Genomic DNA, 22,193 nt, shown 5'->3' on the forward strand with positions numbered 1-22,193 from the left:
GCCGGAACGGGTACACGTCCTGGTATGAGCACGGAGGACCTGAACTCATACTCGGAACCGCAGGCCACCGGGTCGCCCGACGCGGTCGAAACCGATCCGGCCGGCCTGAGCAGCGCCGAGGACCTGGACGAGGACCGGATCAGGAAGGACCCGCTGGAATCGGGGATGGACCCGCCGGAGGGCTGGTCCGGGGCCACGAAGTACGGCATGACGCCGTGGGAGGAGTCCCACCCCCGGCCGCTGGCGGACCGGCTCGCCGAGGAACAGCCCGACGTGCAGGTGGACCGGCCGGCCGGCGAACCGGTCGACCAGGGCGAGGACGTCGTCAGCCGCGACGCCGCCGACCAGCCGGAAGCGGAGATCCGCAGCGAGGCCGAACAGCGCGGTCAGGCGGCCGATGACAGCTGAGCCCCGGTGGGGCGCGGAGTCCCGGTGCCGCTGCGGGGTGCCGGGGCTCCACCGTGCCGGTGGCTCACTGGTGCGCTACGCGTCGTTCCCGGGGCAGGTCGTCCGCCCGCACCGCCGCGATCGCGTCGGCCAGGGTCGGGTGGACGTCCAGCACCTCGCGCACAAGGGTGATTTCCAGGGGACGCAGCACTGCGCGCCGGTCGGTGGCGACGGCCAGCGTCACACCGCGCAGCTTCGCCCGTTCGATGGCCTCCACCAGCAGCTGGATACCGGCCGAACCGAAGAAGTCGATCCCGGTCAGGTCCACCACCAGCCCGGCGGGCCGCTGGTCCAGCTGTGCGGCGAGCACGGTGCCGACCGGCGATTCGCAGGCCATGTCGATCTCGCCGACGACCTCGACCACGACGATGCCTTCGTGGTGGTGAACGCGGGTGGTCGTGGCAGGGGTTTCGGTGCGGGTGTCGCCCACGGGGCACTCCTCGGTTGGTACGAGAACCAACAACCGAGCTTCTGCTCAACCCGAATCGTCGCTCCGCGCAGCTGATTGTGGCGGCTGGGCTACCTCAACCGTACGGCGCTCGCAGCGGATGCACAACCACGGTCGCCGTCCGCGACGTCACGCCTGGTGAGGAGGCCGGAGCGCCGGCCGGACGAGCACCGCCGGGCGAACGGGGCGCGATCCGCACTCGCTGGTGCGAACCGGGGCCCGCCGTCACCGCCGCAGGCGTTCGGCGGCGAGCCTGCCGGACAGGAGCACCGGCGGGATGCCCACGCCGGGCGTGGTGCCACTGCCGGCGAGCACGACGTTGCCCTCGCGGAACGGCAGGTTGCGCGGTCGGAACGGGCCGGTCTGGGTGAACGTGTGCGCCGCCGAGAACGGGGTGCCCGCCGCCTGTCCGGACCTGGCCCAGTCGTCGGGCGTGACGACGGCCAGCACCTCGACGCCTGCGTCGAGCAGCTTCCGGGACACGAGTTCACCGACGACCTCCTCGGCGTACCGCGGGCCGACCCGGTCCCACCGGATCGGCCCGACGTCCAGGTTCGGGCACGGCGCCAGCGCGTACTGCAGGTGCCGCCCCGCGGGCGCGAGCCCGGGATCGGTGAGGGACGGGGTGGTGAGCAGCAGGGACGGGTCGCTCATCAGCCTGCCCCGGCGGATGATCTCGTCGAACGTGCCCTCCCACGCCGAGCCGAACGAGAGGGTGTGGTGGCCCAGGCCGGCCACCACTCGTGGAGCGCTGAGGTGCACCACCACGGCGGACGGCGACCACCGCAGCGGACGCGGTCGACGCGGCGCGCCGCCGAGCAGGCGCGTGCCGCGCGCCGGACCCGCGGCGAGCACGACCGCGTCGCACGGGAAGCGGCCGGTCGCGGTGCGGACGGCGGTCACCCGTGCGCCGGCGCGTTCCAGCGAGACCACCTCGGTGTCGTAGTGGAACCGCACGCCCGCGGCGGTCGCGGCGTCGGCGAGCGCCCGGGGCACGGCACGCATGCCGCCGCGCGGGAACCACACCCCGGCGACGGTGTCCATGTAGGCGATCACGGCGTAGGCGGCGAGCGCGTCGGCGGGCGCCACCCCGGCGTACAGGGCCTGGAAGGTGAACACCCGCCGGAGCCGGTCGTCGCGCAGGAACCGGCCGACCGCCCGCGCCAGCGAGCCGAAGCCGCCGAGCCGCGCGAGGGTGACCAGGTCCCGTCCCAGCAGGTCCAGCGGCGAGTCGAAGCTCGTGCCGAGGAACCGGTCGCGCTCGACTTCGTGCAGCCGGGTCAGCCAGGCGCGCAGCGCGAGGTAGCCGTCGGCTTCGCGGCGGCCCGCGAACTCCGCCACCTCCCGCTCCATCGCGGCGGCGTCGGTGTGCACGTCGAGCCCGCTGCCGTCGGCGAACTCGGCGCGGTAGGCCGGGTGCAGCGGCACGAGGTCCAAGTGGTCGGCGAGCCGCGCGCCCACCGCCGCGAACGCGTCCTCCAGCAGTTCCGGCATGGTGAGCACGGTCGGCCCGGTGTCGACGAGGTGCCCGGCGACGTCGAGCCTGCCCGCCAGGCCACCGGGGTGCGCCTGCTGCTCCAGCACCGTCACCTCGTGCCCGGCCCCGCGCAGGTGCAGCGCGGCGGACAGCCCGGCCAAGCCCGCTCCGACCACGACGACCGAGTCGGTTCGGCCCTTCACGACGCGCGCCACGGTGGTCCCCTCGTCAGTCGCGGCGGTGGACGGCCTTGGCCGCCAACCGCTTCAGGTGCGTGCGGGCGACCTCGTCGACGGCCGCGCGGTCCAGCGCGGCGAGCCCGCTCGCGGTCAGCGTGCCGATGTGCCGCTCGACGGCCTCGACCGCGCCGAGGTCGACCAGCAGCGCCCGCACGGCGGTGACGGTCTCGTCCGTGACGGGCACGCCGGTGAAGCAGCGCAGCAGCGTCCGCCGCGCGGCGTGGTCGCCCGCCGCGGTGGCGCGGGCGATCGCGATCGCCATCAACGGGGTGCGCTTGCCCTCGCGCAGGTCCTCGCCGACGGGCTTGCCCGTCACCGCGCCGTCGCCGAACACGCCGATCAGATCGTCGCGGAGCTGGAACGCCACCCCGATGTCACGGCCGAACTCGCGCAGGCCCTCGACCAGGTCGGCCGGCGCGTCGGCGAGCGCGGCGCCCAGGTGCAGCGGGCGTTCGACGGTGTACGCGGCGGTCTTCAGCGACGCGACGCGCAACGCGGCTTCCAGCGACCCCTCGCGGCGTGCCGTCGCGAGCAGGTCGAGGTGCTGACCGGCCATCATCTCCGTCCGCATCTCCTGCCAGGGCCGCCACGCGCGGCGCAGCGCCTCGGCGGGCAACCCGGCCGTGACGAGCGCGTCGTCGGCCCACGCCAGGGCGAGGTCGCCGACCAGGATCGCGGCGCAGTCGCCGTGGTGGCGCGCGCTGCCCGACCACCGGTGCCGCCGGTGCCGCGCGGCGAACGCCTCGTGTACGGCAGGTCTGCCGCGCCGGGTCGCCGAGCGGTCCATCACGTCGTCGTGCACCAGCGCGCAGCACTGCAGCAGTTCCAACGACACCAGCGCCCGCACGGTGGCCTCCGCCGCGTCCCCGTGCGCCGCCCCACCCGCCGCGCGCCAGCCCCACCACGCGAACGCGGGCCGCATCCGCTTGCCACCGGCCAGGACCAGCGCGCGGACCTCCGCGACGAGTTCCCGTGCGGCGTCGACGTCCGGGCGCGTGAGGAAGAAGTCGTCCAGCGCGACGCCGAACCGGGCCGCGAACTCCTCCGTCGCCGGCGGAGCGGGTGTATGGGTGTCCGTGCCGGCCAACAGCGACATCGTCGCCCCCTCGCGTGTCGTCGGACCTCCGGTGGATCGAGCTAAGCAGCGCCGCCGGCGCCCCGCATGACGAGTGGCGCTGGTTGTGCGGAGCCCGGCGGGCCGACTTAGCGTTGGTGCACAGCCGTCGCCGGAAGGATCCCCACGACATGTCCGCAGACCGGGAGCTGGATGCCGCGGGCATCACCGGGCAACCGCTGCGCGAGGCGTATCGCCGGTGCCGCGCGCTCAATGCCGAACACGGCCGCACGTACTTCCTCGCGACGAGGATGCTCAGCCCGGAGCAACGGCCCGCGGTGCACGCGCTGTACGGGTTCGCCCGGTGGGTCGACGACATCGTGGACGACGTGCACGGCGACCCGGGGCGGAAGGCGGAACGGCTGGCGGCGGTCGAGGTCGCCCTCGCGTCCGCACTGGGCCGGGGCACCACCTCCGACCCCGTCCTGACCGCGCTGCTGGACACCGCGCGGCGGTACGCCATCCCCGACGTCCACTTCCGCGACTTCATGGCCTCGATGCGGATGGACCTGACCGTCACGGACTACGCGACGCGCGCCGAGCTGCTGCGGTACGTGCACGGTTCGGCGGCCGTCATCGGCTTGCAGGTGCTCCCGGTGCTCGGGACCGTCGTGCCCGCGGACGAGGCGGAGCCGGCCGCCGCCGCGCTCGGCATCGCCTTCCAGCTCACCAACTTCATCCGCGACGTGAGCGAGGACCTCGACCGCGGCCGGGTGTACCTGCCGGCCGACGAACTCGCGGCGTTCGGCGTCGACCGCGACCGACTGGTGCGGGCGCGGGCGGCGGGTCGGGCCGACGTCCGCGTCCGGGCGGCGCTGCGCGACCAGGTCGGGCACGCCCGCCGCGTGTACGCCCAAGCGCGGCCGGGCATCGCGATGCTGGCGCCGCGGTCGCGGCCCTGCGTCGCCACCGCGTACCGGCTCTACGGCCGGATCCTCGACCTGGTCGAGGAAGCGGGCTGCGACGTGCTGTCCCGGCGCGTCGCGGTGTCGAACGGCAGGCGGCTCGCCGTCGCGCTGCCCGCGTTCGCCAAGGCCGTGCTCGCCCGCACGGCCTGACCTCGAAGGAGAAAGATGCCGAACCGCCTGCCGCTGCGGAAGTTCACCGGACCGCCGTGGTCCCAGCAGGAACCGACGTGGCGGGACGCGAAGCCCGCGCTCATCGAGGCGGCGCTGAAACGCGCCACCGCTCGGCCGTCGGGCAACTGGTTCGTGGTCGGTGCGAGCCGAGACGTGGTGCGCGGCAAGCCGTTCGGCCGCACGGTCGCCGGCCACGAGGTGGTGCTGTGGCGCGGGCGGGGTGACGAGCTCGAGGCCGGTCCCGGCTCGTGCCCGCACTTGGGCGCGCCGCTGTGCGACGGCGCGGTCTCCGACGGGAAGCTGGTCTGCCGCTGGCACGGGCTCGCGCTGGGCGGTCAGCGGTTCGGCGCGTGGAGCCCGTTCCCCGCGCACGACGACGGCGTGCTCGTGTGGGTGCGCCTGGACGACGTGGGCGGTGAGCGGCCGCTGCCCGCGCCGGTGGTGCCCCGGCGCCCGCCCGCGGGGTCGCTCGACGCGGTCGCGACGCTGATCGGCCGGTGCGAACCCGAAGACGTGGTCGCGAACCGGCTCGACCCGTGGCACGGCGCGTGGTTCCACCCGTACTCGTTCGCGAACCTGCGCGTGTTGGAGACGCCCACCGAGGACCGGGACCGCTTCCTGGTGGAGGTGACGTTCCGGGTGACCGGTCGGCTCGGCGTGCCGGTCACCGCCGAGTTCAGCTGTCCCGAGCCGCGGACGGTGGTGATGCGCATCGTGTCCGGCGAGGGGGAGGGCAGCGTGGTCGAGACGCACGCCACACCGCTGGACAGCGGGCGGACCGCGGTGGTCGAGGCCACCGTCGCGCGGTCGGATCGGCCGGGGTTCGCGCTGGTCAGGCGGCTGGGGCCGGTGATCAGGCCGGTCATGCGCCGGGCCGCCGCACGGCTCTGGCGTGACGACTTGGCCTACGCCGAGCGCCGGTACGCGCTCCGGTCGAAGGGCGCGTTCCCCGACTGACGGCCGCCAAGTTGCATCGGTTCTGAGTCGATTTTAGGGTGGAGCCCGTCACCGCTCCGACTCGCCGAGGACGTGCGCCATGCCCGAGCTCTCCCGCCTGCCTCGCCCGGTCACCGAGTCCTGGGACTGGCAGCTGTCCGGTCTGTGCCGCGGCATGGACAGCGCCTACTTCTTCCACACGCCCAACGAGCGCGGCGCGGCCCGTGAGCGGCGCGAGGCGACGGCGAAGGCCATCTGCCGGCGGTGCCCGGTCATGCGGCAGTGCCGGGAGCACGCGTTGGAGGTGCACGAGACGTTCGGCGTCTGGGGAGGGCTCGGCGAGAGCGAGTTGCGGTCTATGCTCTCCGAACGCGCCAGGAAGTGAGAGCCGGGAGTCGATGAGCTGGACACCCCGCGCGGTCGCGGCGATGCTCGGCATCTCGCCCACCACGCTGCGCACGTGGGACCAGCGCTACGGGCTGGGACCGACCGGCCGCACCGCGGGCGGTCACCGCCGTTACCGCGACGACGAGGTCGACCGGTTGCGGCGCATGGTCGCGCTGACCGCGCGGGGCTTGGCACCGGCGGAGGCCGCCCGGCAGGCGGTCGACCCCGCGCCGGACCGCCCGCGGCGGGTCGGGGACGCGCTGACGGCGGACGCCGCGCGGGCCGCCCGGCGGGGGTTTCTCACCGCCGCCGACCGGCTCGACGAGCCGCGGGTGCGCCGGCTCGCGGCCGACCTGATCGCCGGGCACGGCGTCGTGGCGTCGTGGCAGTCGGTGCTGGCGCCGTTCCTGATCGAGCTCGGCGACCGGGTGTCCCGGCGCGGCGCGGGCGTGGAGGTGGAGCACCTGGCCAGCGCCGGGCTGCTGCACGCGCTGCGCGGTGTGCCGTACCCCGACGGCGACGGCGCGCCGGCCGCGTTGTTGTCGTGCGCGCCGGACGAGCAGCACACGCTGGCGCTGGAAGCCCTCGGCGCCGCGCTGTCCGAAGAGGACTGCCGGTGGCGCGGCCTCGGCGCGCGCGTGCCCGCGGCGGCGCTGTGCGACGCGCTGGACCGACTGCGGCCCGCCGTGGTCGTGGTCTGGGCGCATCGCGCCGACCTCGCCGACGCCGTGCCGATCGGGGACCTGCGCCGCCGTGCCGACACCGTCGTGGTGGCCGCCGGACCGGGCTGGGACGGGCTCGCGCTGCCCGACGCCGTGCGGCGGCCCGCCACGCTGCCCGACGCCGTGCGGCTGATCGTGGACCAGGTCCGCGCCTAGGCACCGCCTAGGGTGTCCGACCCCAGCAGCGGGCCACGGCGCGCAGCAGCGGTCCCCGGCCCGTCATGGGCACGGACCACAGGTCGGTTCCCGCCACGCCCCACCGGCTCAGCAGCCGGTTCGCCGCGGCGAACCCCGTGGTGGCCGCGCGTTCCATCAGCGCGACCGGCAGGTCGATCCGCACCAGGTCGCCCGCCAGCACGAGGAAGTCGTCCGGGGTGCGCACGGGCGGTCGGCCGGCGAACCCTCCCGACGGGAACAGCGGGCAGTCCGACCGCAGTTCGTGGCGCTCGTCCACGACACCGGCACGCTTGGTCTCCGGGTAGACCTCGGTCAGCTGCTCCCACAGCCGCGCGCGGGCGTCGGGCTCGTCGGACGGCAGCGCGTACCCGTGCAGCTCCACCACCGAACCGCCGGTGCGCGCGGCCCACGCCCGCGCCTCGTGCTCGTAGTGGTCGAGCACGGTCACGTTGTCGAGCAGGCCGTACCCGCTGGTGCCGAGGAAACCGGGGCGGTCCGGGTCCACCGGCCGGTCCAGCCAGTACCGCGACACCAGGAACGGCGGCGCGGTCCGCAGGTCCGCGATCCGCGCGCGCCACGCCGCGTCACCCAGGCGCGGTGACGCGGCCACCAGCCGGCGCAACCCGGGCACGTCGGCGGCCAGCACGACGGCGTCCGCGTCGAGCACGTCGTCGGCGACGCTCACCGCGAACCGCTTGGCCCCGCCGGGCTCCACCGACCGCACCTCGACGCCCCGCCGCACGACCGCGCCCAGCTCGCCGAGGTGACGCGCGAGCGGCTCCCACAGACCGTGCGGGAACGGGTCGGCGGCCACGTCGAACAGCAGCCCTTCCGCCGAGCCCAGGAAGTAGATGTGGAACATGAGCGCGAGCTCGGCCGCCGACATCCGGCTCGGGTGGGCGAAGAAGCTGCGGGAGAACACCTCGAACGCCAGCGCGTGCGCGGGCCGGGGGAAGCGGATGCGCTCCAGGTACGTGGCCGCGTCGAGGTGGTCCAGCTCCCGGTAGACGGCGGGCACGGACACGTCCAGCAGCGGCAACGCGGCCCGCGCGTCCACCGAGGGCAGGTCGGCCCAGCGGAACGTCGGGCTGCGGCGCAGGAAGGCCAGCGCGTTCCACGGCAACGCCCCGGGCAGCCCGGCGAACCCGTCCCGGTGCCCGTCGCCGTGCCACAGCGGGTAGTCCGGCAGGCCGACCAGCGCCCTGCCGCCGGGGTCGACGCGGCGCAGCAACGCGCGCAGGTTGTAGTACTGCCGGAAGAACGCGTGGAAGCCGCGGGTCATCGTGACCTCGCTGCCGTCGGCGAGCCGGGTCGACCACCCGCCCACCCGGCCGCCGAGGTGGTGCTCGCGCTCGCACACCACGACCCGCGCGCCGCGTTCGGCGAGGATCGTCGCGGCGGCCAGCCCGGCGATGCCGGCGCCGACCACGACCACGGTCGGTTCGTCGTCGAACCGCGCGCGCCCGCCGGGTCCGGCGATGCGCACCGCCTTGCGGTCACGGGGCTTCACCGGTGCTCCTGCCGTGGCGCCCGGCCGGTGAACGTGTGCACGACGCCGAGCTGCGGTCCCCGTGCGGGACGGCTCCGCACCGCGACGAAACCGTTGTACCGCATGCGGTCGCGCAGCGCGCTCGCGCCGTCGAATCGCATCACGCTGCGCCACAGGTAGGTGTAGAGCGCGCGGTCCCCGGTGAGCAGCCACCCGGCCGGCACGACCACCAGCCCGCACATCGCCGTCCAGATCGCCGTGCGGAGCACCGAGTCGCGCACCGAGTACTCGTGCAGGACCAGGGGCGCACCGGGTTCCAAAAGCGCGCGGGCGGCCCGCAGACCGGCATCGGGATCGGGCAGGTTGCGCACCAGGAAGGCGGCGAACACCGCGTCGAACGGCCCGCGCACGTCCAGGTCCTCGACGCGGCCGCGCACGAACGTGACGGTGTCCGGCCACGGCTTGGCCCGTGCCCGAGCGAGCATCCCGGCGGACGCGTCCACCGCGACGACCTCGGCCTCCGGCGCGACGTCCAGCAGCGCCGCGGTCGACGCGCCCGTGCCGCAGCCCAAATCGAGCACGCGCAGCCCGGCACCGCGCCGCGGCAGGCCGAGCGCCCGCGCGGAGGTCCGCAACGCGCGGTGGTAACCGGGGTTCAGGCCGACCAGCAGGTCGTAGGCCTGTGCCGCCCGGTCGAACGACCCCGGCACCTCAGCGGCGGTCAACCGCGCCATGCGCGTTCCTCCTCCGCTCCCACAACAACAGCACCGCGGTCACCATCGCGAAGCCGTACAGGAAGTCCTCGACCGGGATGTCCCACGGGACGCGCACGCCGCTGATCGCCCAGTCCGCGTACCGCACGACGGGCGCGTCGAGCTTGGTCAGCCACCCGTCCACCGGCACCTGGAAGCCGAGCACGATCGCCATCGTGATCCAGTAGGCGGGACGGCGGAACAGCCCCGTGCGCAGGGCGAGGAGTTCCAGCAGCACCACCAGGACCGCCGCGGTCACCGCGGCCAGCAGGTATTCCCTAACCATCGCGCAACATCCGGCGGACGGTCTCGTAGGTCAGCAACGCGCACAGCGGGATGGCCACGAAGAACAGCACCTCTTCGACCGGCAGGACACCGCCCAGCACCACGCCGGTCGTGCTCTCCTCGTGGAAGCTCCAGTGCCCGCGCACGATCGCCACCACGTCCCACACCACCAGCACCGCCAGCACCGGCAGGACGGCGCGGGCGACGTCGGGGGCCCGGCGGTACACGCCGTGGCCGAGCCACTCCAGGGGCGCGGTGACGAGCAAGCAGGCGAACAACACGGCCAGGTACTCGTACTGGCTCCTCATGACACCTCCGCGCCGTCTCGCCTCGACCGTAGAAGCGCGCGGGCGGGTTCGCATGACAAGCGGTCCGGGCCGAACCCGGCCGACCGGGGTCGGCGGGAGCCCGGCCACTTCCCCGGATACCGGGACGGGGTAGGTCACGAGGCGTCGGGCGGCTGCCGGACACCTCCCGCGGCGGCGTTTGGGCTGAACGGCGGCTGGGCGGCGGTCGACGCGGCTGCCTATAGTCCGGGCGAGATGTTCTGGGAGCGCTCCCAGAACGTCCGACGGAAGAGGGATTCTCGATGAGGAGAGTTCTCGCCGGTGTGCTCGCGACCTCGGTCGTGGCCGGCCTGGTCACGTTGGCGGCGCACGCGAGCCCACAGGCCGCCGCCGACGAACCCGTGGTCGTCGTCTCCAGCACGTTCGACGACGGCACGGCGCAGGGCTGGACGCCCCGCGCGAGCGAAGCGGTCGCGCCCAGCACCGCGGTGGCCCGCAGCGGCACCCACAGCCTCGCGGTCACCGGTCGTGACCAGTCCTGGCAGGGGCCGACGCTGAACCTGCTGGACCAGGCGCAGAAGGGCATCCGCTACGACCTGTCGGTGTGGGTGCGCCTGGCGGCGGGCGAGGCGGCGACGCAGGCCCGGCTGTCCGTCGAACGCCGCACCGCGGGCACGCCCAGCTACGACCAGGTCGTCGGCGACACCGCGGTCACCGCCGACGGCTGGGTCAACCTGCGCGGCAGCTACACGCTGGCCGCCGACGTCGACTTCCTCAGCACCTACGTCGAGCTGGGCAGCGCCACCGCGTCCCTGCACATCGACGACTTCTCCCTCTCCTACACGCCGTTGCCGCCGATCCAGACCGACATCCCGTCGGTCAAGGACGTGCTGGCCGACCACTTCGCGGTGGGCGCGGCGGTCGGGACCGCGGAACTGCTCAACAACCACGGCCAGTTGCTCGCCAAGCACTTCAACTCGATCACGCCCGGCAACACGCTGAAGTGGGACGCGACCGAGCCGACCGAGGGCACGTTCCGCTTCACCGACGCGGAGGCCCTGGTCGCCTGGGCGAAGGCGAACGGCGCGGCCGTGCGCGGTCACACGTTGGTGTGGCACCAGCAGACCCCGGCGTGGGTGTTCAAGGACGCGGCGGGCAACGACATGACCGCGACGCCGGAGAACAAGGCCCTGCTGCTGTCCCGCCTGGAAGCGCACATCCGCGGCGTGGTCGGTCACTTCGGCGCCGACATCGGAGTGTGGGACGTGGTGAACGAGGTCATCGACGAGAACCAGGCCGACGGCCTGCGCCGCAGCAAGTGGTTCGAGATCACCGGGCTGGACTACCTGCGCACGGCGTTCCGGGTGGCCCGCGAGGTCGCGCCGAACGCTGATGAGGAGCGGACGGTGCTTCTCGAACGCTGTCGCGCTGCGGACATGATCGTTGTGTTGGTAGCTGTTCCCGAGCTACTGGGTTGGGGAGTCGGCAGCTGGTGATGCGAGTCACCGACCAGTGGACCATGGCCTCGTGGTCGTTGGTAGTCGCACGCAGCGGCGATGTCCGGTGATCCAGGCCACGGTCCGTTCCACCACTCCACCTCATGGGCAGCACGGTGAGGTAGAGCAGATCGGGACGCTGGACGATTCCCGCCACCAGGCCGAGCGTGCAGGGGCCAATTCAGGAGTGGGTCGCTCCAGATTCTTGACCAATGCCAAATAAGGTCGTCCCGATGGGTGAACCCGCCGAACCGACGGCAAACAACACCGTTGGGGTGAACCGCTTCCAAGATGCGCCGTACGTCCTGGGCCGGCGCTGACCTGCCGATACGGTCGCCGGATCGCCTGTGCCGACGCGAACGGACGCAGACTGCGGATCAGAGGGCATCAGCGATCGTCGCAGTGGCGACCGCACGGCGATGAAGCACAGCAGTAGGACATCGGTTCGTTCGACTGCGCCGCCGGATCATCCGGCGACGACGTCCACGTCGCCGCCGGATCGGCGAGGGGTGCCGCATGTCGAAGGGCTGCGCAGGTTCGAACCGCGGCGGGGACTGCGTCGTCCCACTCGGGTGTGGGCGGCGGTTCTCCTCAGGCGGGCTGGTCGTTGTGCGGGTCGAGGTCGATCCTTATAGTGGTGGTTTCTGGTGGCCGGGCAGGTCTCATCGGGAATGGCGGGTGGGTCGGTGATCCGCACGGGGCGGTAAGTCACGGTGATCATCGGTGTAGTCGTCGGGTTGCCCTTCGGGTTCAGCTCCGGGACCGTGGTGAGTGCGGCGCTGGGGATGAGCGTGCCGCTCTGGGCTGCGGACTGGAACCGGTGGCACCTGCTCCCGCTTGTCGAACGGTGGGGATGCCGCTGTCCTGCCTGCTCTCGTAGAGGTCAGCCTGGTTCGGGGTCAGCGGCCGGGGCGAGCGGATGGGCTTCCCCGGTCAATGCGGCGAGAGCTTCGGCGACTTCGCTGATGCCGGCGCGTACATAGGTGGCGGTCACGCCGAAACGGGTGCTGGAGGCGGCGTGACCCGCGTAGGCCCGGGCCACGGCATAGCCGAAGCTGCGTTCCACCCAGGTGAGCGTGGTGTGCCGCAGCCAGTGGGTCGATATGCCGAGCGCTCTTACGGTGTCCACGTGTTGGCCGATGCGTTCCCAGAGGTAGTCGTAGCGTCGCGTCGTGATCGACTTTCCGTTCCGATAGCGGAGGACCGGGCTGTCGTCGTCGTGGTCGCCGCGGGTTTCCGTAAGGTGTAGTAGGTGTTTCATCAGGGTGGGGGAAACCGGTTGCCAGCGTGTGATGTCGCCCTTCTCGCAGAGGTTGATCAGTGATCGTTCGGGGTCGAGGTCCCGCCTTCGTAGGCCCAGTGTTCCGGCTCGGCGTGCGGCGGTCTCCAGGTGCAGGCGGATGATGATCGCGTCGAGTGCGGGGTCGTCGCCGGTGGTCGAGGCGACTTCCGCGATCTCGCCGAGCAGGGTGTTGTCGATCGCGTGCCGGTTGGATTTGACATGTTTCGGTCTGGCTACCATGGCGGTGGGGTCGTTTCGCTGGTCGATCACTCTGTTCCCTATCGCGTACCTGTAGACACACCGCAGTGCGCGGTAACCGTGTTCGGCGGCGCTGTGTCCGCCCCGGCTCGATCGCCGTACGGTTGCGGTCTTTCTGGTGTGTTCGATGAACCAGTTGACGTCTGTGGCGACGATTTCGTCTATGCGCAGCGCGCCCCAGGCTTTGATCAGCTTCCCCCAGTAGGGCTTGTAGACCCGGCGAGTTCCCACTGGTACCGCGTTGCTGACGATCGGTATGAACTCTGCGAACGTCGGCGCCGCTGGCGGCGGGGCGGCATTGGTTAGGTCTTCCAGGGAGATGCCCAGGCGCTCGAGGAACAAGTGCGCCATGGCCAGTTCCTCAGCGGTGGTCACCGGAAACCCTCCCGTGCACGTTCCGTTGGAACTGTGTCTCGTGGAACCCGCGCACCATCTCCGCGATGTTCTGTTGTGGATGGACGACGAGCATGTCGTGGTCTGCTGCGGCGATCAACAGGGTCTGTCGGTGGGTGCCGATCCCGCAGTAGTGCAGAAGGTTGGACGGCAACAGAAGTCGTCCGCGCTCGCCGACGGTGAGCTCGCCGTCGGGGGCGGGACGGAGCAGGAGATAGTTGCGCCCAAACGTGCCTACAAGGGCTTTCCCGGGGTGCCACTGCAGGTGGCCGAAGGTTTGCCGACTGGTCAGTCGCCCGCGATGGTCCACAGAGGACAGTGCGAAGTGTAGTGTGGTGTTGTTGACCCTAGCGTACAGGTCTCCGACGTCGAGTTTCCTTGAGCGCGCACGAGTTCGGTCGGGCGCGACCGCTGGTAGGGACAATGCGCGGATGACCACGTTGTCCGAGTCGGAGGTCGGCGGTGTCGACGGCGCCATCCGATCGTGGTGCGGGTGCTGACCCGACTGTCGGTGTTCATGCGTTCCCCCATGTCGCTCGAACGTGAAGCGTCGGACTTCGTCGGCACTGCGACTGATGTGCGGACGCGTCCAAGCACGACTGGCTGTCGGCTGTCCCCTCGGAGGGTCTGCGGTCCGTCCCGGAGCGTCGCCCTCGCCTTGCACCTTAAGAAGAAATCTGACGCTCCGTCACGATCAAGGGTGCAGGAGGCGCAAAAGTTCACTCGAATGGACTAACTTACGCTACTTTGTGTTACTATCGGCTGGTTGTTGCGTCATCAAGGGGCGAGCGTTGCGACGGATCGTCCGGACAGTCGCGCGCGTCGTCTGGATGTCCTCGGAGACGTTCGCCGGGTGTCCTGGGCTCGACCGGATCACAGATCCACGCGACCGGGAACCCATCCGCACTCCTCGGGGGTGCAGAAGCGCAACGCGGAGGTGAGCAACGCGCCGGCCGTCGTCAGTGCGGTGTGGATCTCGCCCTCCATCAGCTCCCACAGCTGGATACCGGCGGCGTCGTCCACCGCGACGACGGCGACGGTTCCGTCGGAGACCTCGACGGTGACCGTGGCGGCCGTGGGGAACGGGACCGCGACGGCGCGCGCGGCGGCGGACATGCACGCCGCGGCGTGTTGGCGGCCGGCCTCGCGGGCCTGCCGCTCGGCCTCGGCGATCCGCGCATCGGGGGAGTCTGGCGTGGCCGGGGTTTCCAATGGCCGCACGTCGAGCACCGTGTGCTTCAGCACGCGTCGCTGCACGCCGGTGCCGGCGCGCACCGCGTTCACGGCGGCTTCGTCCAGGTCGGCGTCCGCCGGTGCCCAGAAGACGACCCGCAGTTGCGTCTGCTCTTCCAGGTCGGCGACGTGCCGGTGCTCGCCGGGTGGCTGCGCGAGGTCGAGAGGGGGCAGTTCACGGCGGCCGGTGACGCCGGCACGGAAGGCCGCCCTGGTGACGACGTCGTGCTCGTAGCCGCGCGTCGCGTCCAGCAGTGCCGCCAGCACGGACGTGGTGAGCGGTACGTCGCGGAGCGCCCTGGTGCGCTCCTGGTCGATCCGTCGGGCCTCGGCGTGCTGGTGTTCCCGGCGGTTCGGGAACCCGTCACCGGGCAGGATCGGCTGCATGGTGAGGAGGTTGACCAGGTAGTAGACGGCGAGGTGGGGTCGTGGTCGGTCCTTGCGCGGGTGCGCCGGGCAGATCGCGTTCTGGTTCTCCAGTTCGGCGGGGACCGGGAAGGTGTGGTCGCCGGGACCGGTGGGCTCCATCTCGATGCCGCAGTAGGCGCACCAGGCCAGGTAGTTCTCGTGCTGGTGCAGGTCGGTGACCTCGGCGGGCAGGTACAGGGCGGGGTCGTACAGGGCGATCCGGCCGGCCGGAACCTGCACCGGCTCGCGGCGGTTGTAGCCGCGCACCGCGAACACGGTGACGGAATGGTCGGCGGGCAGCAGTTCGACGTCGGTCGGGGCGAGTACGAAGGGCTCGGCGTCGGTCCCGTTGGGGCGGCTGACCAGAGCGGGCCGCCAGTCCGCCGGGACGGTGGTGACCCGCTCCGTGGTGGCGGGCTCGGTCGTGGCCTGCTTGGTGGTGCACATGGTGGGGCACTCCTCGATGGTGTCTTCAGGTGGGCGCGGCGCACCGGGCGTCACTCCGGATGCGCCGCGCGGGAGGTGCGGAGCAAGGTGTCGGGGCTGCGGTCGGGCGTCCCGGGCCGACGGTTCCGTCCGGCGTTGCGGGCGCCGGACGGAACCATCGGAGCCGGAGGTCAGCGGCCGTTCGGCTTGGTGGTGCCGTTGGTGTGCGACAGCAGTACGTGGCGGCGATTCAGCACGGCCTGGCACTCCAGCAGGAGCAGCCGCAGTTGCCATTCGCGGTGCAGCAGGCGCGCGGCCACCCACTCGCAGTTGTCCAGCGCCTCACGTACCTGGCCGCGGCCGGCCTGCGTCTGCGGAGCCAAAGCCGCCAGGATGGTCCGAAACGCGTCGCGTTCCCTGTCGGCGGTCTCGGCGTTGCCCGCGTGCTCCTCCAACAGCAGCCGCAGACGGGCGACGTGCTCGGCGTCCTCCAACAACGCGACGTCGCGGGGGAGGCAGGCCGACGGCCGTCCGGTGTCCACGTGGGAGACCACCACCTTCATCCCGCCCTGTCCGGGAGCCTCGTAGCCGGTGATGCGGCCGATGCCCGGCCGGCCGAGGTCGTCGGTGAAGATCACGGCGTCGTCCGGGCCACCCACGAACACCAACCGTTCGTAGGGCTCGACCACGATGTGGTCCTCGCCTGCCGAGTCCGAGACCTCGACCCGCATCGTCAGCATGTACTTGTCGGCGTGCGACACGTAGTCGAAGTAGGCGCCGACCACGGTTCCGGCCGCTGGACCGCGCCCCTCCTCGATGTGGTCCGCGATGGTCACGGTGGATCCGATCAGCGGATGGTCGTCCGCCTCGATCGCGGGGTGGCCGGTGACCTTCCGGTTGGCCAGCATCGCCGTGCGCAGCGTCTCGACGGCGGCGCGGGCGGCACGGTACCGGCGGGCCTCGCCGTCGTCAGCCGGGAACAGCTCGTCGTCCAGGACCTCGCGGAATACGGCGGTCTCGCGCACTGCCGCACGAAGCCGTTGTCGGGTGACGGGTTCACTGGGATCGGCGCACTCCTGGAAGCGCCGGTGACCGCCGTCGGGCAGCAGCGTCTCGAAACAGTGCACGCAGTAGCGCTGCTGCTCGGGCACCAACGTCAATGACCACTCGGCCCTCACCACAGGTTGACCGTCCTCGGCGGAGTCGTCCAGGGCCACGGACAACTCGACGTCGGTATCGAGGAGTTGGGTTCCCGGCCGCACCAGCCTGAAGGCCCCGGTGACCGTGCCGGTGCCGAGGTCGGCGGCCGAGTTCACGCGGCTGCCGATCAGGGGGTGGAAGGGCAGCGGTGCCGGTGGCAGCGCGGTGGCTCCGCTTGCGGTGGTGAACCGGTGCAAGCCTGCGGTGGTGATGGTGAACGAGTCCTTCAGCAGCCCGAAGTAGCCGCTGGTACCGGGTGCGCCTTCCGTGTACTGGATGACGAGACGGTTACCGTAGCCGGCCCATCGCCACACGATCACCGGCACCGGCGGACGGTCGGCCCACACGTAGACCAGGGCCGTGCCCATCGGCTCGTCGGGCATGACACGTCGCTGATCGCCGCACACCGACAGGATGCGGTCGATCCTGGCGAGCAGGACACGCAGTTCGCCCTTGCTGCGCACCACCACCTCGGCTTCCCGCTGCCAGTCCGGACGCGAAGGTGTGCGGTCGTACCAGGAATCCGCGACGCGCCGCTCGGCCCGAACGGCGTCGGCCAGTTCCCCCAACCCCCGGAACATCAACTCGTTGTCGATCGCGTGGATCTGGTCGCGGAGCCCGACCGTCGCGGGACGCTCGCCGGTGTGGCGCTCCACGGACAATCTCGACCGCAGCACGCGGAGCGTGGAGACCAGGTGCCGGGTTGTGCGCTGCTCCAACGGGTCGACGTCCACGGTCACCGCTCCGGCGGGCACCCACTGCTCGCGTCGCCCGAAGTCGGGGAAGATCATGACCCTTCCGTCCGCGTCGTCTTCCTCGACGACGACGCCTTGAATACGGTGGTCTTCGGAATCGGTCAGATCGGTCACGACCCTTTTTCCGATCAGTGATCGGGCACTCTTGTCCATGCGGACGCTCTCCTCCGATGTCTTCAGGATTCGGCCGGGAGTCAGGGCGTCACCCCTGCCTCCGGTAAGGGCAACAATACCGTGGAGGGAATGCCGCAACGACTGGAAAAGCGGCGGTGGTGGAACGGTTCCGTCCTTCTCCGTCGCTGCCGGAGAAGGACGCTGTCACAGCAGCACGCCTTGGTGCGCGTGCATGCCCGAAACCCGGTCGAGGCCCCATCCCAGATGCGTGTCACGCCACTGGTCGAATCCCGTGCCGTCGATGCTGTCCACGAAGTCCAGACCCAGTAGATAGTCGATGCGGCGTCGGGAGTTCACCCGCCCGGCGTGGATGTGCAAACCACGCCGTTTGCCTTCCCGACAGATGGCCGCCATCTCGACGGATTCCTTGTAGTCGTCCGATCCGGCCATGAACAGGCATCGCAGGTTCGGCCAACCCCAGGGAATTCCGGTCTTCTCGGCACCGTCCTGGACGCACAGCGCCAGTGGCAGATGCGACATCCATGGCGTCCACTGCGCCCACAGGCGGGCGGTGCCCTCGGCGTCGAACGGCACGTCCGGGACCACGACGAACAGCAGGTTCTCGTGCCAGGCGGGCAGCAGCGGCAGCATCGGCAGGTCGCCGGGGATCTCCCAGCCCAGGGGCGCGATGCGCTCTGAGTGCCTGAGCACGCGGCCGTACAGCGCCTGTTCGATGCGGATGAGCTGGGCGAGGAACTTGGCCTGGTCGAAACCGACGAACGCCTCGCAGTCCACGCCGACCTTGAACCCGGCTTCGAGTGTGTCGCGGAGCCTGCTGATGTGTCGCGGGCGGGCGAGCCTGCCCAGGTGGTCCGGAGCTGCGGGGTGACGTTCGCGCCATTTCAGCAGAGTGGGCAGGGCGCCGCCATTGAGGATGAGCACGGTGAACACGTCCCTCGGTGATCGGGGCGGGTGCGGCGATTTCCGGCCGCGACTCGGCGCAACGCGCCATCGGCATCTGCGGCGCGGCGTTTTCCGTCCCGTTTGATGTCTTCAGGATTTGTCGCACTCGGGGCGTCACCCCCGATTCCCGACGTGTTCAAACCTACCGTGTCCGCGAATGTGAAAATGGGTGCGTTCTCCGCATCCGATCGGCGAACGCACCCATTTTCAGATGTTGTTTGTTCAGTTCAGGCGGTGGCGGCCGGCCCGTGCGGTGTCCGGGCCGGCGGCGGCCTCGGCCCGTGTCCGCAGCCGGCCCAGCGGTAGGTGGCAGTCGACACAGGTGCCGTGCTCGTCGGCGTCGTGGGTGTCGTCGTTGCGCACGTCGTGCGCACCGGGGCATCCGGACGTGATCAGGGCGGCGATGCCGTCCGAGTCGGTGGGACGGCAGTCGTCGCAGCGACCGAGGGTCTCGGCGACCTCCCCGGCGACGGGGGCACCGCAGTTCCGGCACAACAACCCTGCTTCGTAGAGCGCTCGGCGCACGTCGACGGCCGAGCCGTGGGAGTCCGGTCCGCCGCCGACCACACCGTCCAGCCGCAGGGAACGGGCGCGGCCCAACAGGCGCCACCGGCGCTCGGTCAACTCGATCCCCTCGGGACGCAGCGTGATCGTCAGTCCGCTGTGCAGCAGGACGGTCACCTGGGGACCACCGTCGCGGTAGTCCAGCGCGGTGACGGTGCCGTAGGCGTCCATCAGGCCCGGCGGCAGGTCGAAAGCGAACGTCATCGTCTCGCCGGAGGCGAGGCAGGCGGTGGTGGTGGGCACGGTCGTGACCTCCTGGATCGGAGTGGGCGATGGCCTGGGGTGGCGCGGGCCGGGGGTGGCTGCGTCCCGCTGGTCCGCGCCGTCGCGGTCAGGTGATGGACAGCCGGTCGACCCAGACATTGGAGGTCGCGGTGCGGGCGCGTCGGAGCGCGTCCGTGGCGGCCGGGCCGTGCGGGTCGGCGTCCACGGGTACGGGAAAGGCGCCGAACACCACTTTCCGGCCGTCCTTACGCAACCGCCGGACCGCGCGGGTCATGTGGTGGTGCAGGCCGGGGCACGTGCCGAGGACGCCGAAGGCGAGACAGTGCACGCATGCCTGGCCCGGCTGCGCTTCGACGCCGTGCCAGACGAGTTCCGGGGATGGACCGTAGAGCCCGCCCGGGATCCTGGGAATGGCGGCCACCGCCCAGTGCAGTCGGTCACCGCGCTCGGACGGTTCGGTCAACTCGGGCATCGTGGTCTTCAGGCGCGCCGCGATCATGCTGGGATCGCCCGGTGCGTGCAGGGTCCACTCGGCTCAGGCGCTCGTCACCTAAAGTGACAAGGAAGGGAACTCGATTGGGGCCGCGGTGGTGTCGGCGGCGATGCGCGGTTCACGCGGGTCACGAATTGCAGACGTGGTCGTGCCTGACTGGAGCCGTTCGCACCGCCAGGCACACGAACGATCCGGCAGTAGGTCTGGAAGCGTGACACTGACGGGTTCGCTCTGACCGGCGGAGGCCCAGTGATCTACGTGACCACTGGGCTCCTCGCTCCCGGTCTCCACCAAGCGGTCAAACGACTGCACAAGCGCTGACGGCGGATTAGCGTCGATCGTGGGTAAGGGTGTCCAGGCGTGGCGGCTGCGGCGCAGGGCGGTGGAAGTTGTTGCGGATTTCGATATCGGACTCCCGGCCCGACACGCCGGTGAACGCCAGGAACGTGCCCGTCATGAAGCACCCGAACCCCAGGCCGGCCAGCACACCCAGCAGCGGCTCCAATGTCGGGTGGAAGCGGCCGGTGACGAAGGTGGCGTGCGCCAGGCCAGCCGCGTACACGAGCGGCCACGCCGCACTCGGTCCCAACGTCAAGGCCAGCAGCCATCGAAACCGTACCCGCCGCCGGGTCGGGCCGAGGATGGTGACGTCGGGCAACTCACTGCGGATCTTCAGATAACATGGTCCGTCGAGCAACACCGTATAGAGCAGAGCGTGCCGGCGGGCCAGCAGCGCCGGTCCGACGCGCAAGGTGGTGTCGGTCACGGTGAGCGCGGGGTCGGGTACACCATCGCGCCCCGGCTCGCTCAGGGCGGACAGCACCGCCACCACGGGCACGCCGAACTCCAACTCCAACGGCCGCTCGTCAAAGGCCGACCGGGCGATGTCACGAGCACCGGAGGCCACCACCGTCACCGTCGCCACGTGCGGATCGCGCACCACCCGGCGCGTCAGCCTCGCGGCCTCGGCCGCCTCCCGTTCCCAGTTCGTCCCCGCTGGCTGCATCTGCCAGGCCAACGCAACGTGCAGAGCGCGACGCGGCCGGGCCGATCGGAACGCCGCCCAGACTCCCAGCGCCCCGACCACCGCACCCACGATCGCCCAGAACACCTCCGAGCCGTACCAGGAGTCACCGGGACCGGCTGACAGCAGCAGTGCGCGCACGCCCGGCATTCAACCAGCACACCACCGGATGCAATGCCGCCGTCACCACACCGGGGGACGGGCGCACACGGAAGAGCCCGTACGGTGCCTCGAGCTCGGTTAGGGTGCGGCCGTGGCCCGCACCAGCGTGGCGGCGTTCGACCCGCCCGACCCACGCGACATCGTCGCGGCCGTCTCCCCGTACGCCGAGCTGTCCGTCCTGGACGTCGGCGTTCTGCGGGGAACCTGTCCGTTCTGCGGCTCCACCGCCTTCCGGGTGCGCCCAGGTCACGGCACGTTCTGCTGCTATGGCTGTGGTGAAGGCGGCGACGCCCGCGCCTTTCGCGCCGCCGTCGAGCGGCACGGCTGACCTGCCGCGACATCGCAGCACTGCATCGTCCCGCTCCCGCCGACGGTCCCGGCGATCGCCCGGTCCTGACGGCGGGCGGGAGCGCGACGTTGTCCGAGGTTCGTTACACGACTTTCCGAGGTTGTCCTACGCCCCGCGACAGTCAGCCGGAGGTGACGCGGCGGTTCACCCTGTGGCTACGGACGCCACCGGGCCCCGCGTAGTCGAGCAACTCCGCCCAGCCGAGGCAGAAGTGGTCCGAGCAGTAGACGTCGTCGTGGTCGACCATCCGCTGGAACGTTACGCCAGCGTGCGGGCCACTGACGATTTCGACCCAGCCGCCGACACGTGGTCTACGAGAACTGGCTGACATCGCGTGACCTCCTGGCATCGGCGCGGCGCCGGAAGCAGGCCCGTCGCGTCCCGACCATCCTATGGTGCGGCTCACTGCGGCTGCCGTTCAGGAGCCGGGGTACGTGCTGGTCGCTTCTACCCTCCCGATCACGTTGGTCCGCAACCGGTCGTGGGTGGGACGGCCGAGGGAGTCGGTGACCATGGCACCGTCGGCGTCGAACTCCACGGTGCAGTGGAAGGCAGGGTTGCCCTCGACCTGAGCCCAGGTGAGCCGAGCGGGCTGCATCCCGGGCCGGCGGGCACCGGTGGCGGGATCGCACCGGTCGCGCAGCAGGGTGGTCAGCGTGGATTCGCCGTGAGCGTCGAGCAGCGCGGCGAGTTGGCCGGACAGTCCTTGGTTGTTGATCGCGCTCGCGGTGCGGTCCGCCTCGTCGTGCAGCCGGTCGAAGGCTTCGTCGAAGTCCGGGTCGGGCTCGACGTCGTGGTTGTTGACCTGTGCAGAGGCCCTGGAGTGCGTCACCTCGTCCACCAACTCGTCGAGGTCCGTCTCTGCGAGGCCGAGCTCTTCGGCGAGTCGCGCGAGACGGTCGAGCGCCTGGTCGTCGGAGCGTCCGGTGTGGACGTGGTTGTCGGCGGGGGAGCGGTCGGGGAGTAGTCGGTCGGTCGTCATTGGTCCGTTCCGTATCGACGTGGGCAG

General features: G+C 71.3%; 24 protein-coding genes. 8 read left to right on the forward strand and 16 right to left on the reverse strand.

The annotated features are described in order from the left end of the window. Positions 1–24 precede the first annotated feature (24 nt). Positions 25–408, forward strand: a complete 384-nt coding sequence (locus A6A25_RS11690) for a hypothetical protein (RefSeq protein ID WP_073888404.1) — start codon at positions 25–27, stop codon at positions 406–408. 64 nt (positions 409–472) lie between these two features. Here the strand turns inward: A6A25_RS11690 and A6A25_RS11695 are convergent, their stop codons facing one another. The 3 genes from A6A25_RS11695 to A6A25_RS11705 all read right to left on the reverse strand — a co-directional run bounded on the left by A6A25_RS11695 (position 473) and on the right by A6A25_RS11705 (position 3,707). Continuing rightward, on the reverse strand, positions 473–877 hold the full coding sequence (locus A6A25_RS11695) for an STAS domain-containing protein (protein WP_073888407.1): 405 nt from the start codon (positions 875–877) through the stop codon (positions 473–475). A 243-nt stretch (positions 878–1,120) separates the two neighbouring features. Next, complete coding sequence (gene crtI / locus A6A25_RS11700) at positions 1,121–2,587, reverse strand: phytoene desaturase family protein (RefSeq protein ID WP_073888409.1); 1,467 nt, start codon at positions 2,585–2,587, stop codon at positions 1,121–1,123. A gap of 13 nt (positions 2,588–2,600) precedes the next feature. Next, complete coding sequence (locus A6A25_RS11705; protein WP_083668262.1) at positions 2,601–3,707, reverse strand: polyprenyl synthetase family protein; 1,107 nt, start codon at positions 3,705–3,707, stop codon at positions 2,601–2,603. A 149-nt stretch (positions 3,708–3,856) separates the two neighbouring features. Here A6A25_RS11705 and A6A25_RS11710 point away from each other — a divergent pair, with 149 nt between their 5' ends. From A6A25_RS11710 to A6A25_RS11725, 4 genes are all read left to right on the forward strand, one after another. Further along, entirely contained in the window at positions 3,857–4,783 is a 927-nt protein-coding gene (locus tag A6A25_RS11710) for a phytoene/squalene synthase family protein (RefSeq protein ID WP_073888411.1), read from the forward strand. Positions 4,784–4,798: 15 nt separating this feature from the next. Continuing rightward, positions 4,799–5,761, forward strand: a complete 963-nt coding sequence (locus A6A25_RS11715) for a DUF5914 domain-containing protein (RefSeq protein WP_073888413.1) — start codon at positions 4,799–4,801, stop codon at positions 5,759–5,761. A 79-nt stretch (positions 5,762–5,840) separates the two neighbouring features. Further along, positions 5,841–6,125: a WhiB family transcriptional regulator gene (locus A6A25_RS11720; RefSeq protein ID WP_073888415.1), complete on the forward strand. Its 285-nt coding sequence runs from the start codon at positions 5,841–5,843 to the stop codon at positions 6,123–6,125. A gap of 13 nt (positions 6,126–6,138) precedes the next feature. Next, positions 6,139–7,005 carry a MerR family transcriptional regulator gene (locus tag A6A25_RS11725; RefSeq protein WP_073888417.1) on the forward strand — a complete coding sequence of 289 codons (867 nt, stop codon included), beginning with the start codon at positions 6,139–6,141 and terminating at the stop codon, positions 7,003–7,005. Between the two features lie 7 nt (positions 7,006–7,012). Here the strand turns inward: A6A25_RS11725 and A6A25_RS11730 are convergent, their stop codons facing one another. From A6A25_RS11730 to A6A25_RS11745, 4 genes are read right to left on the reverse strand one after another with little or no spacing between them, the layout of a single operon-like run. Then, the gene (locus A6A25_RS11730) at positions 7,013–8,536 is read right to left on the reverse strand and encodes an FAD-dependent oxidoreductase (protein WP_073888419.1); all 1,524 of its coding nucleotides are present in this window, start codon (positions 8,534–8,536) and stop codon (positions 7,013–7,015) included. Beyond that, positions 8,533–9,249 (reverse strand): class I SAM-dependent methyltransferase, encoded by a 717-nt coding sequence (locus A6A25_RS11735; RefSeq protein WP_073888421.1) that lies wholly within the window; start codon positions 9,247–9,249, stop codon positions 8,533–8,535. Before A6A25_RS11735 ends, A6A25_RS11730 begins: the two co-directional genes overlap by 4 nt. Beyond that, positions 9,227–9,553 carry a lycopene cyclase domain-containing protein gene (locus A6A25_RS11740; protein ID WP_073888423.1) on the reverse strand — a complete coding sequence of 109 codons (327 nt, stop codon included), beginning with the start codon at positions 9,551–9,553 and terminating at the stop codon, positions 9,227–9,229. The genes A6A25_RS11735 and A6A25_RS11740 overlap by 23 nt, the downstream gene beginning before the upstream one ends. After that, complete coding sequence (locus A6A25_RS11745; protein WP_073888425.1) at positions 9,546–9,860, reverse strand: lycopene cyclase domain-containing protein; 315 nt, start codon at positions 9,858–9,860, stop codon at positions 9,546–9,548. The genes A6A25_RS11740 and A6A25_RS11745 overlap by 8 nt, the downstream gene beginning before the upstream one ends. A 281-nt stretch (positions 9,861–10,141) precedes the next feature. Here A6A25_RS11745 and A6A25_RS11750 point away from each other — a divergent pair, with 281 nt between their 5' ends. Continuing rightward, positions 10,142–11,335 carry an endo-1,4-beta-xylanase gene (locus A6A25_RS11750; RefSeq protein ID WP_083668263.1) on the forward strand — a complete coding sequence of 398 codons (1,194 nt, stop codon included), beginning with the start codon at positions 10,142–10,144 and terminating at the stop codon, positions 11,333–11,335. Positions 11,336–12,218: 883 nt separating this feature from the next. On the opposite strand, the gene A6A25_RS11755 is transcribed toward A6A25_RS11750, so the two are convergent. After that, complete coding sequence (locus A6A25_RS11755; RefSeq protein ID WP_241828600.1) at positions 12,219–13,250, reverse strand: tyrosine-type recombinase/integrase; 1,032 nt, start codon at positions 13,248–13,250, stop codon at positions 12,219–12,221. Positions 13,251–13,329: 79 nt separating this feature from the next. On the opposite strand from A6A25_RS11755, the gene A6A25_RS45165 reads away from it, so the two are divergent. Further along, positions 13,330–13,599 carry a hypothetical protein gene (locus A6A25_RS45165; RefSeq protein WP_143193102.1) on the forward strand — a complete coding sequence of 90 codons (270 nt, stop codon included), beginning with the start codon at positions 13,330–13,332 and terminating at the stop codon, positions 13,597–13,599. A 542-nt stretch (positions 13,600–14,141) separates the two neighbouring features. Here A6A25_RS45165 and A6A25_RS11765 read toward each other — a convergent pair. From A6A25_RS11765 to A6A25_RS11790, 6 genes are all read right to left on the reverse strand, one after another. Then, positions 14,142–15,356, reverse strand: a complete 1,215-nt coding sequence (locus tag A6A25_RS11765; RefSeq protein ID WP_073888431.1) for a hypothetical protein — start codon at positions 15,354–15,356, stop codon at positions 14,142–14,144. A 170-nt stretch (positions 15,357–15,526) separates the two neighbouring features. Beyond that, positions 15,527–17,326: a hypothetical protein gene (locus A6A25_RS11770; protein WP_143193103.1), complete on the reverse strand. Its 1,800-nt coding sequence runs from the start codon at positions 17,324–17,326 to the stop codon at positions 15,527–15,529. A gap of 282 nt (positions 17,327–17,608) precedes the next feature. Next, entirely contained in the window at positions 17,609–18,355 is a 747-nt protein-coding gene (locus tag A6A25_RS11775; RefSeq protein WP_241828601.1) for a hypothetical protein, read from the reverse strand. 234 nt (positions 18,356–18,589) lie between these two features. Next, on the reverse strand, positions 18,590–19,174 hold the full coding sequence (locus tag A6A25_RS11780; RefSeq protein ID WP_073888435.1) for a hypothetical protein: 585 nt from the start codon (positions 19,172–19,174) through the stop codon (positions 18,590–18,592). A gap of 88 nt (positions 19,175–19,262) precedes the next feature. Next, positions 19,263–19,655, reverse strand: coding sequence for a hypothetical protein (locus A6A25_RS43975; protein ID WP_073888437.1), 393 nt, complete (start codon positions 19,653–19,655; stop codon positions 19,263–19,265). Positions 19,656–19,977: 322 nt separating this feature from the next. Beyond that, entirely contained in the window at positions 19,978–20,814 is an 837-nt protein-coding gene (locus A6A25_RS11790) for a hypothetical protein (RefSeq protein ID WP_143193105.1), read from the reverse strand. 112 nt (positions 20,815–20,926) lie between these two features. On the opposite strand from A6A25_RS11790, the gene A6A25_RS46280 reads away from it, so the two are divergent. Next, entirely contained in the window at positions 20,927–21,163 is a 237-nt protein-coding gene (locus A6A25_RS46280; protein ID WP_073888442.1) for a CHC2 zinc finger domain-containing protein, read from the forward strand. A gap of 142 nt (positions 21,164–21,305) precedes the next feature. On the opposite strand, the gene A6A25_RS46285 is transcribed toward A6A25_RS46280, so the two are convergent. Both A6A25_RS46285 and A6A25_RS11800 read right to left on the reverse strand, forming a co-directional pair. Continuing rightward, a complete protein-coding gene (locus tag A6A25_RS46285; protein ID WP_274534305.1) occupies positions 21,306–21,431 on the reverse strand; it encodes a hypothetical protein in 126 nt (41 codons plus the stop codon). Positions 21,432–21,602: 171 nt separating this feature from the next. Continuing rightward, positions 21,603–22,166, reverse strand: a complete 564-nt coding sequence (locus A6A25_RS11800; RefSeq protein ID WP_073888444.1) for a hypothetical protein — start codon at positions 22,164–22,166, stop codon at positions 21,603–21,605. Positions 22,167–22,193 lie beyond the last annotated feature (27 nt).

The organism is Saccharothrix sp. CB00851 (genome assembly GCF_001905065.1).
In the GTDB taxonomy this organism is placed as follows: Bacteria; Actinomycetota; Actinomycetes; order Mycobacteriales; family Pseudonocardiaceae; genus Actinosynnema.

Excerpts from the sequence above, each read along its gene's own strand:
- A6A25_RS11720 (WP_073888415.1), top strand. The coding sequence starts at position 5,841 with ATGCCCGAGCTCTCCCGCCTGCCTCGCCCGGTCACCGAGTCCTGGGAC.
- A6A25_RS11705 (WP_083668262.1), bottom strand. The coding sequence starts at position 3,707 with ATGTCGCTGTTGGCCGGCACGGACACCCATACACCCGCTCCGCCGGCG.
- A6A25_RS11740 (WP_073888423.1), bottom strand. The coding sequence starts at position 9,553 with ATGGTTAGGGAATACCTGCTGGCCGCGGTGACCGCGGCGGTCCTGGTG.
- A6A25_RS11715 (WP_073888413.1), top strand. The coding sequence starts at position 4,799 with ATGCCGAACCGCCTGCCGCTGCGGAAGTTCACCGGACCGCCGTGGTCC.
- A6A25_RS46285 (WP_274534305.1), bottom strand. The coding sequence starts at position 21,431 with ATGGTCGACCACGACGACGTCTACTGCTCGGACCACTTCTGCCTCGGC.
- A6A25_RS11800 (WP_073888444.1), bottom strand. The coding sequence starts at position 22,166 with ATGACGACCGACCGACTACTCCCCGACCGCTCCCCCGCCGACAACCAC.
- A6A25_RS11770 (WP_143193103.1), bottom strand. The coding sequence starts at position 17,326 with ATGATCTTCCCCGACTTCGGGCGACGCGAGCAGTGGGTGCCCGCCGGA.
- A6A25_RS11690 (WP_073888404.1), top strand. The coding sequence starts at position 25 with ATGAGCACGGAGGACCTGAACTCATACTCGGAACCGCAGGCCACCGGG.
- A6A25_RS11745 (WP_073888425.1), bottom strand. The coding sequence starts at position 9,860 with ATGAGGAGCCAGTACGAGTACCTGGCCGTGTTGTTCGCCTGCTTGCTC.
- A6A25_RS11710 (WP_073888411.1), top strand. The coding sequence starts at position 3,857 with ATGTCCGCAGACCGGGAGCTGGATGCCGCGGGCATCACCGGGCAACCG.
- A6A25_RS43975 (WP_073888437.1), bottom strand. The coding sequence starts at position 19,655 with ATGATCGCGGCGCGCCTGAAGACCACGATGCCCGAGTTGACCGAACCG.
- A6A25_RS11735 (WP_073888421.1), bottom strand. The coding sequence starts at position 9,249 with ATGGCGCGGTTGACCGCCGCTGAGGTGCCGGGGTCGTTCGACCGGGCG.
- A6A25_RS45165 (WP_143193102.1), top strand. The coding sequence starts at position 13,330 with ATGGACGACGAGCATGTCGTGGTCTGCTGCGGCGATCAACAGGGTCTG.
- A6A25_RS11765 (WP_073888431.1), bottom strand. The coding sequence starts at position 15,356 with ATGTGCACCACCAAGCAGGCCACGACCGAGCCCGCCACCACGGAGCGG.
- A6A25_RS11725 (WP_073888417.1), top strand. The coding sequence starts at position 6,139 with ATGAGCTGGACACCCCGCGCGGTCGCGGCGATGCTCGGCATCTCGCCC.
- A6A25_RS11750 (WP_083668263.1), top strand. The coding sequence starts at position 10,142 with ATGAGGAGAGTTCTCGCCGGTGTGCTCGCGACCTCGGTCGTGGCCGGC.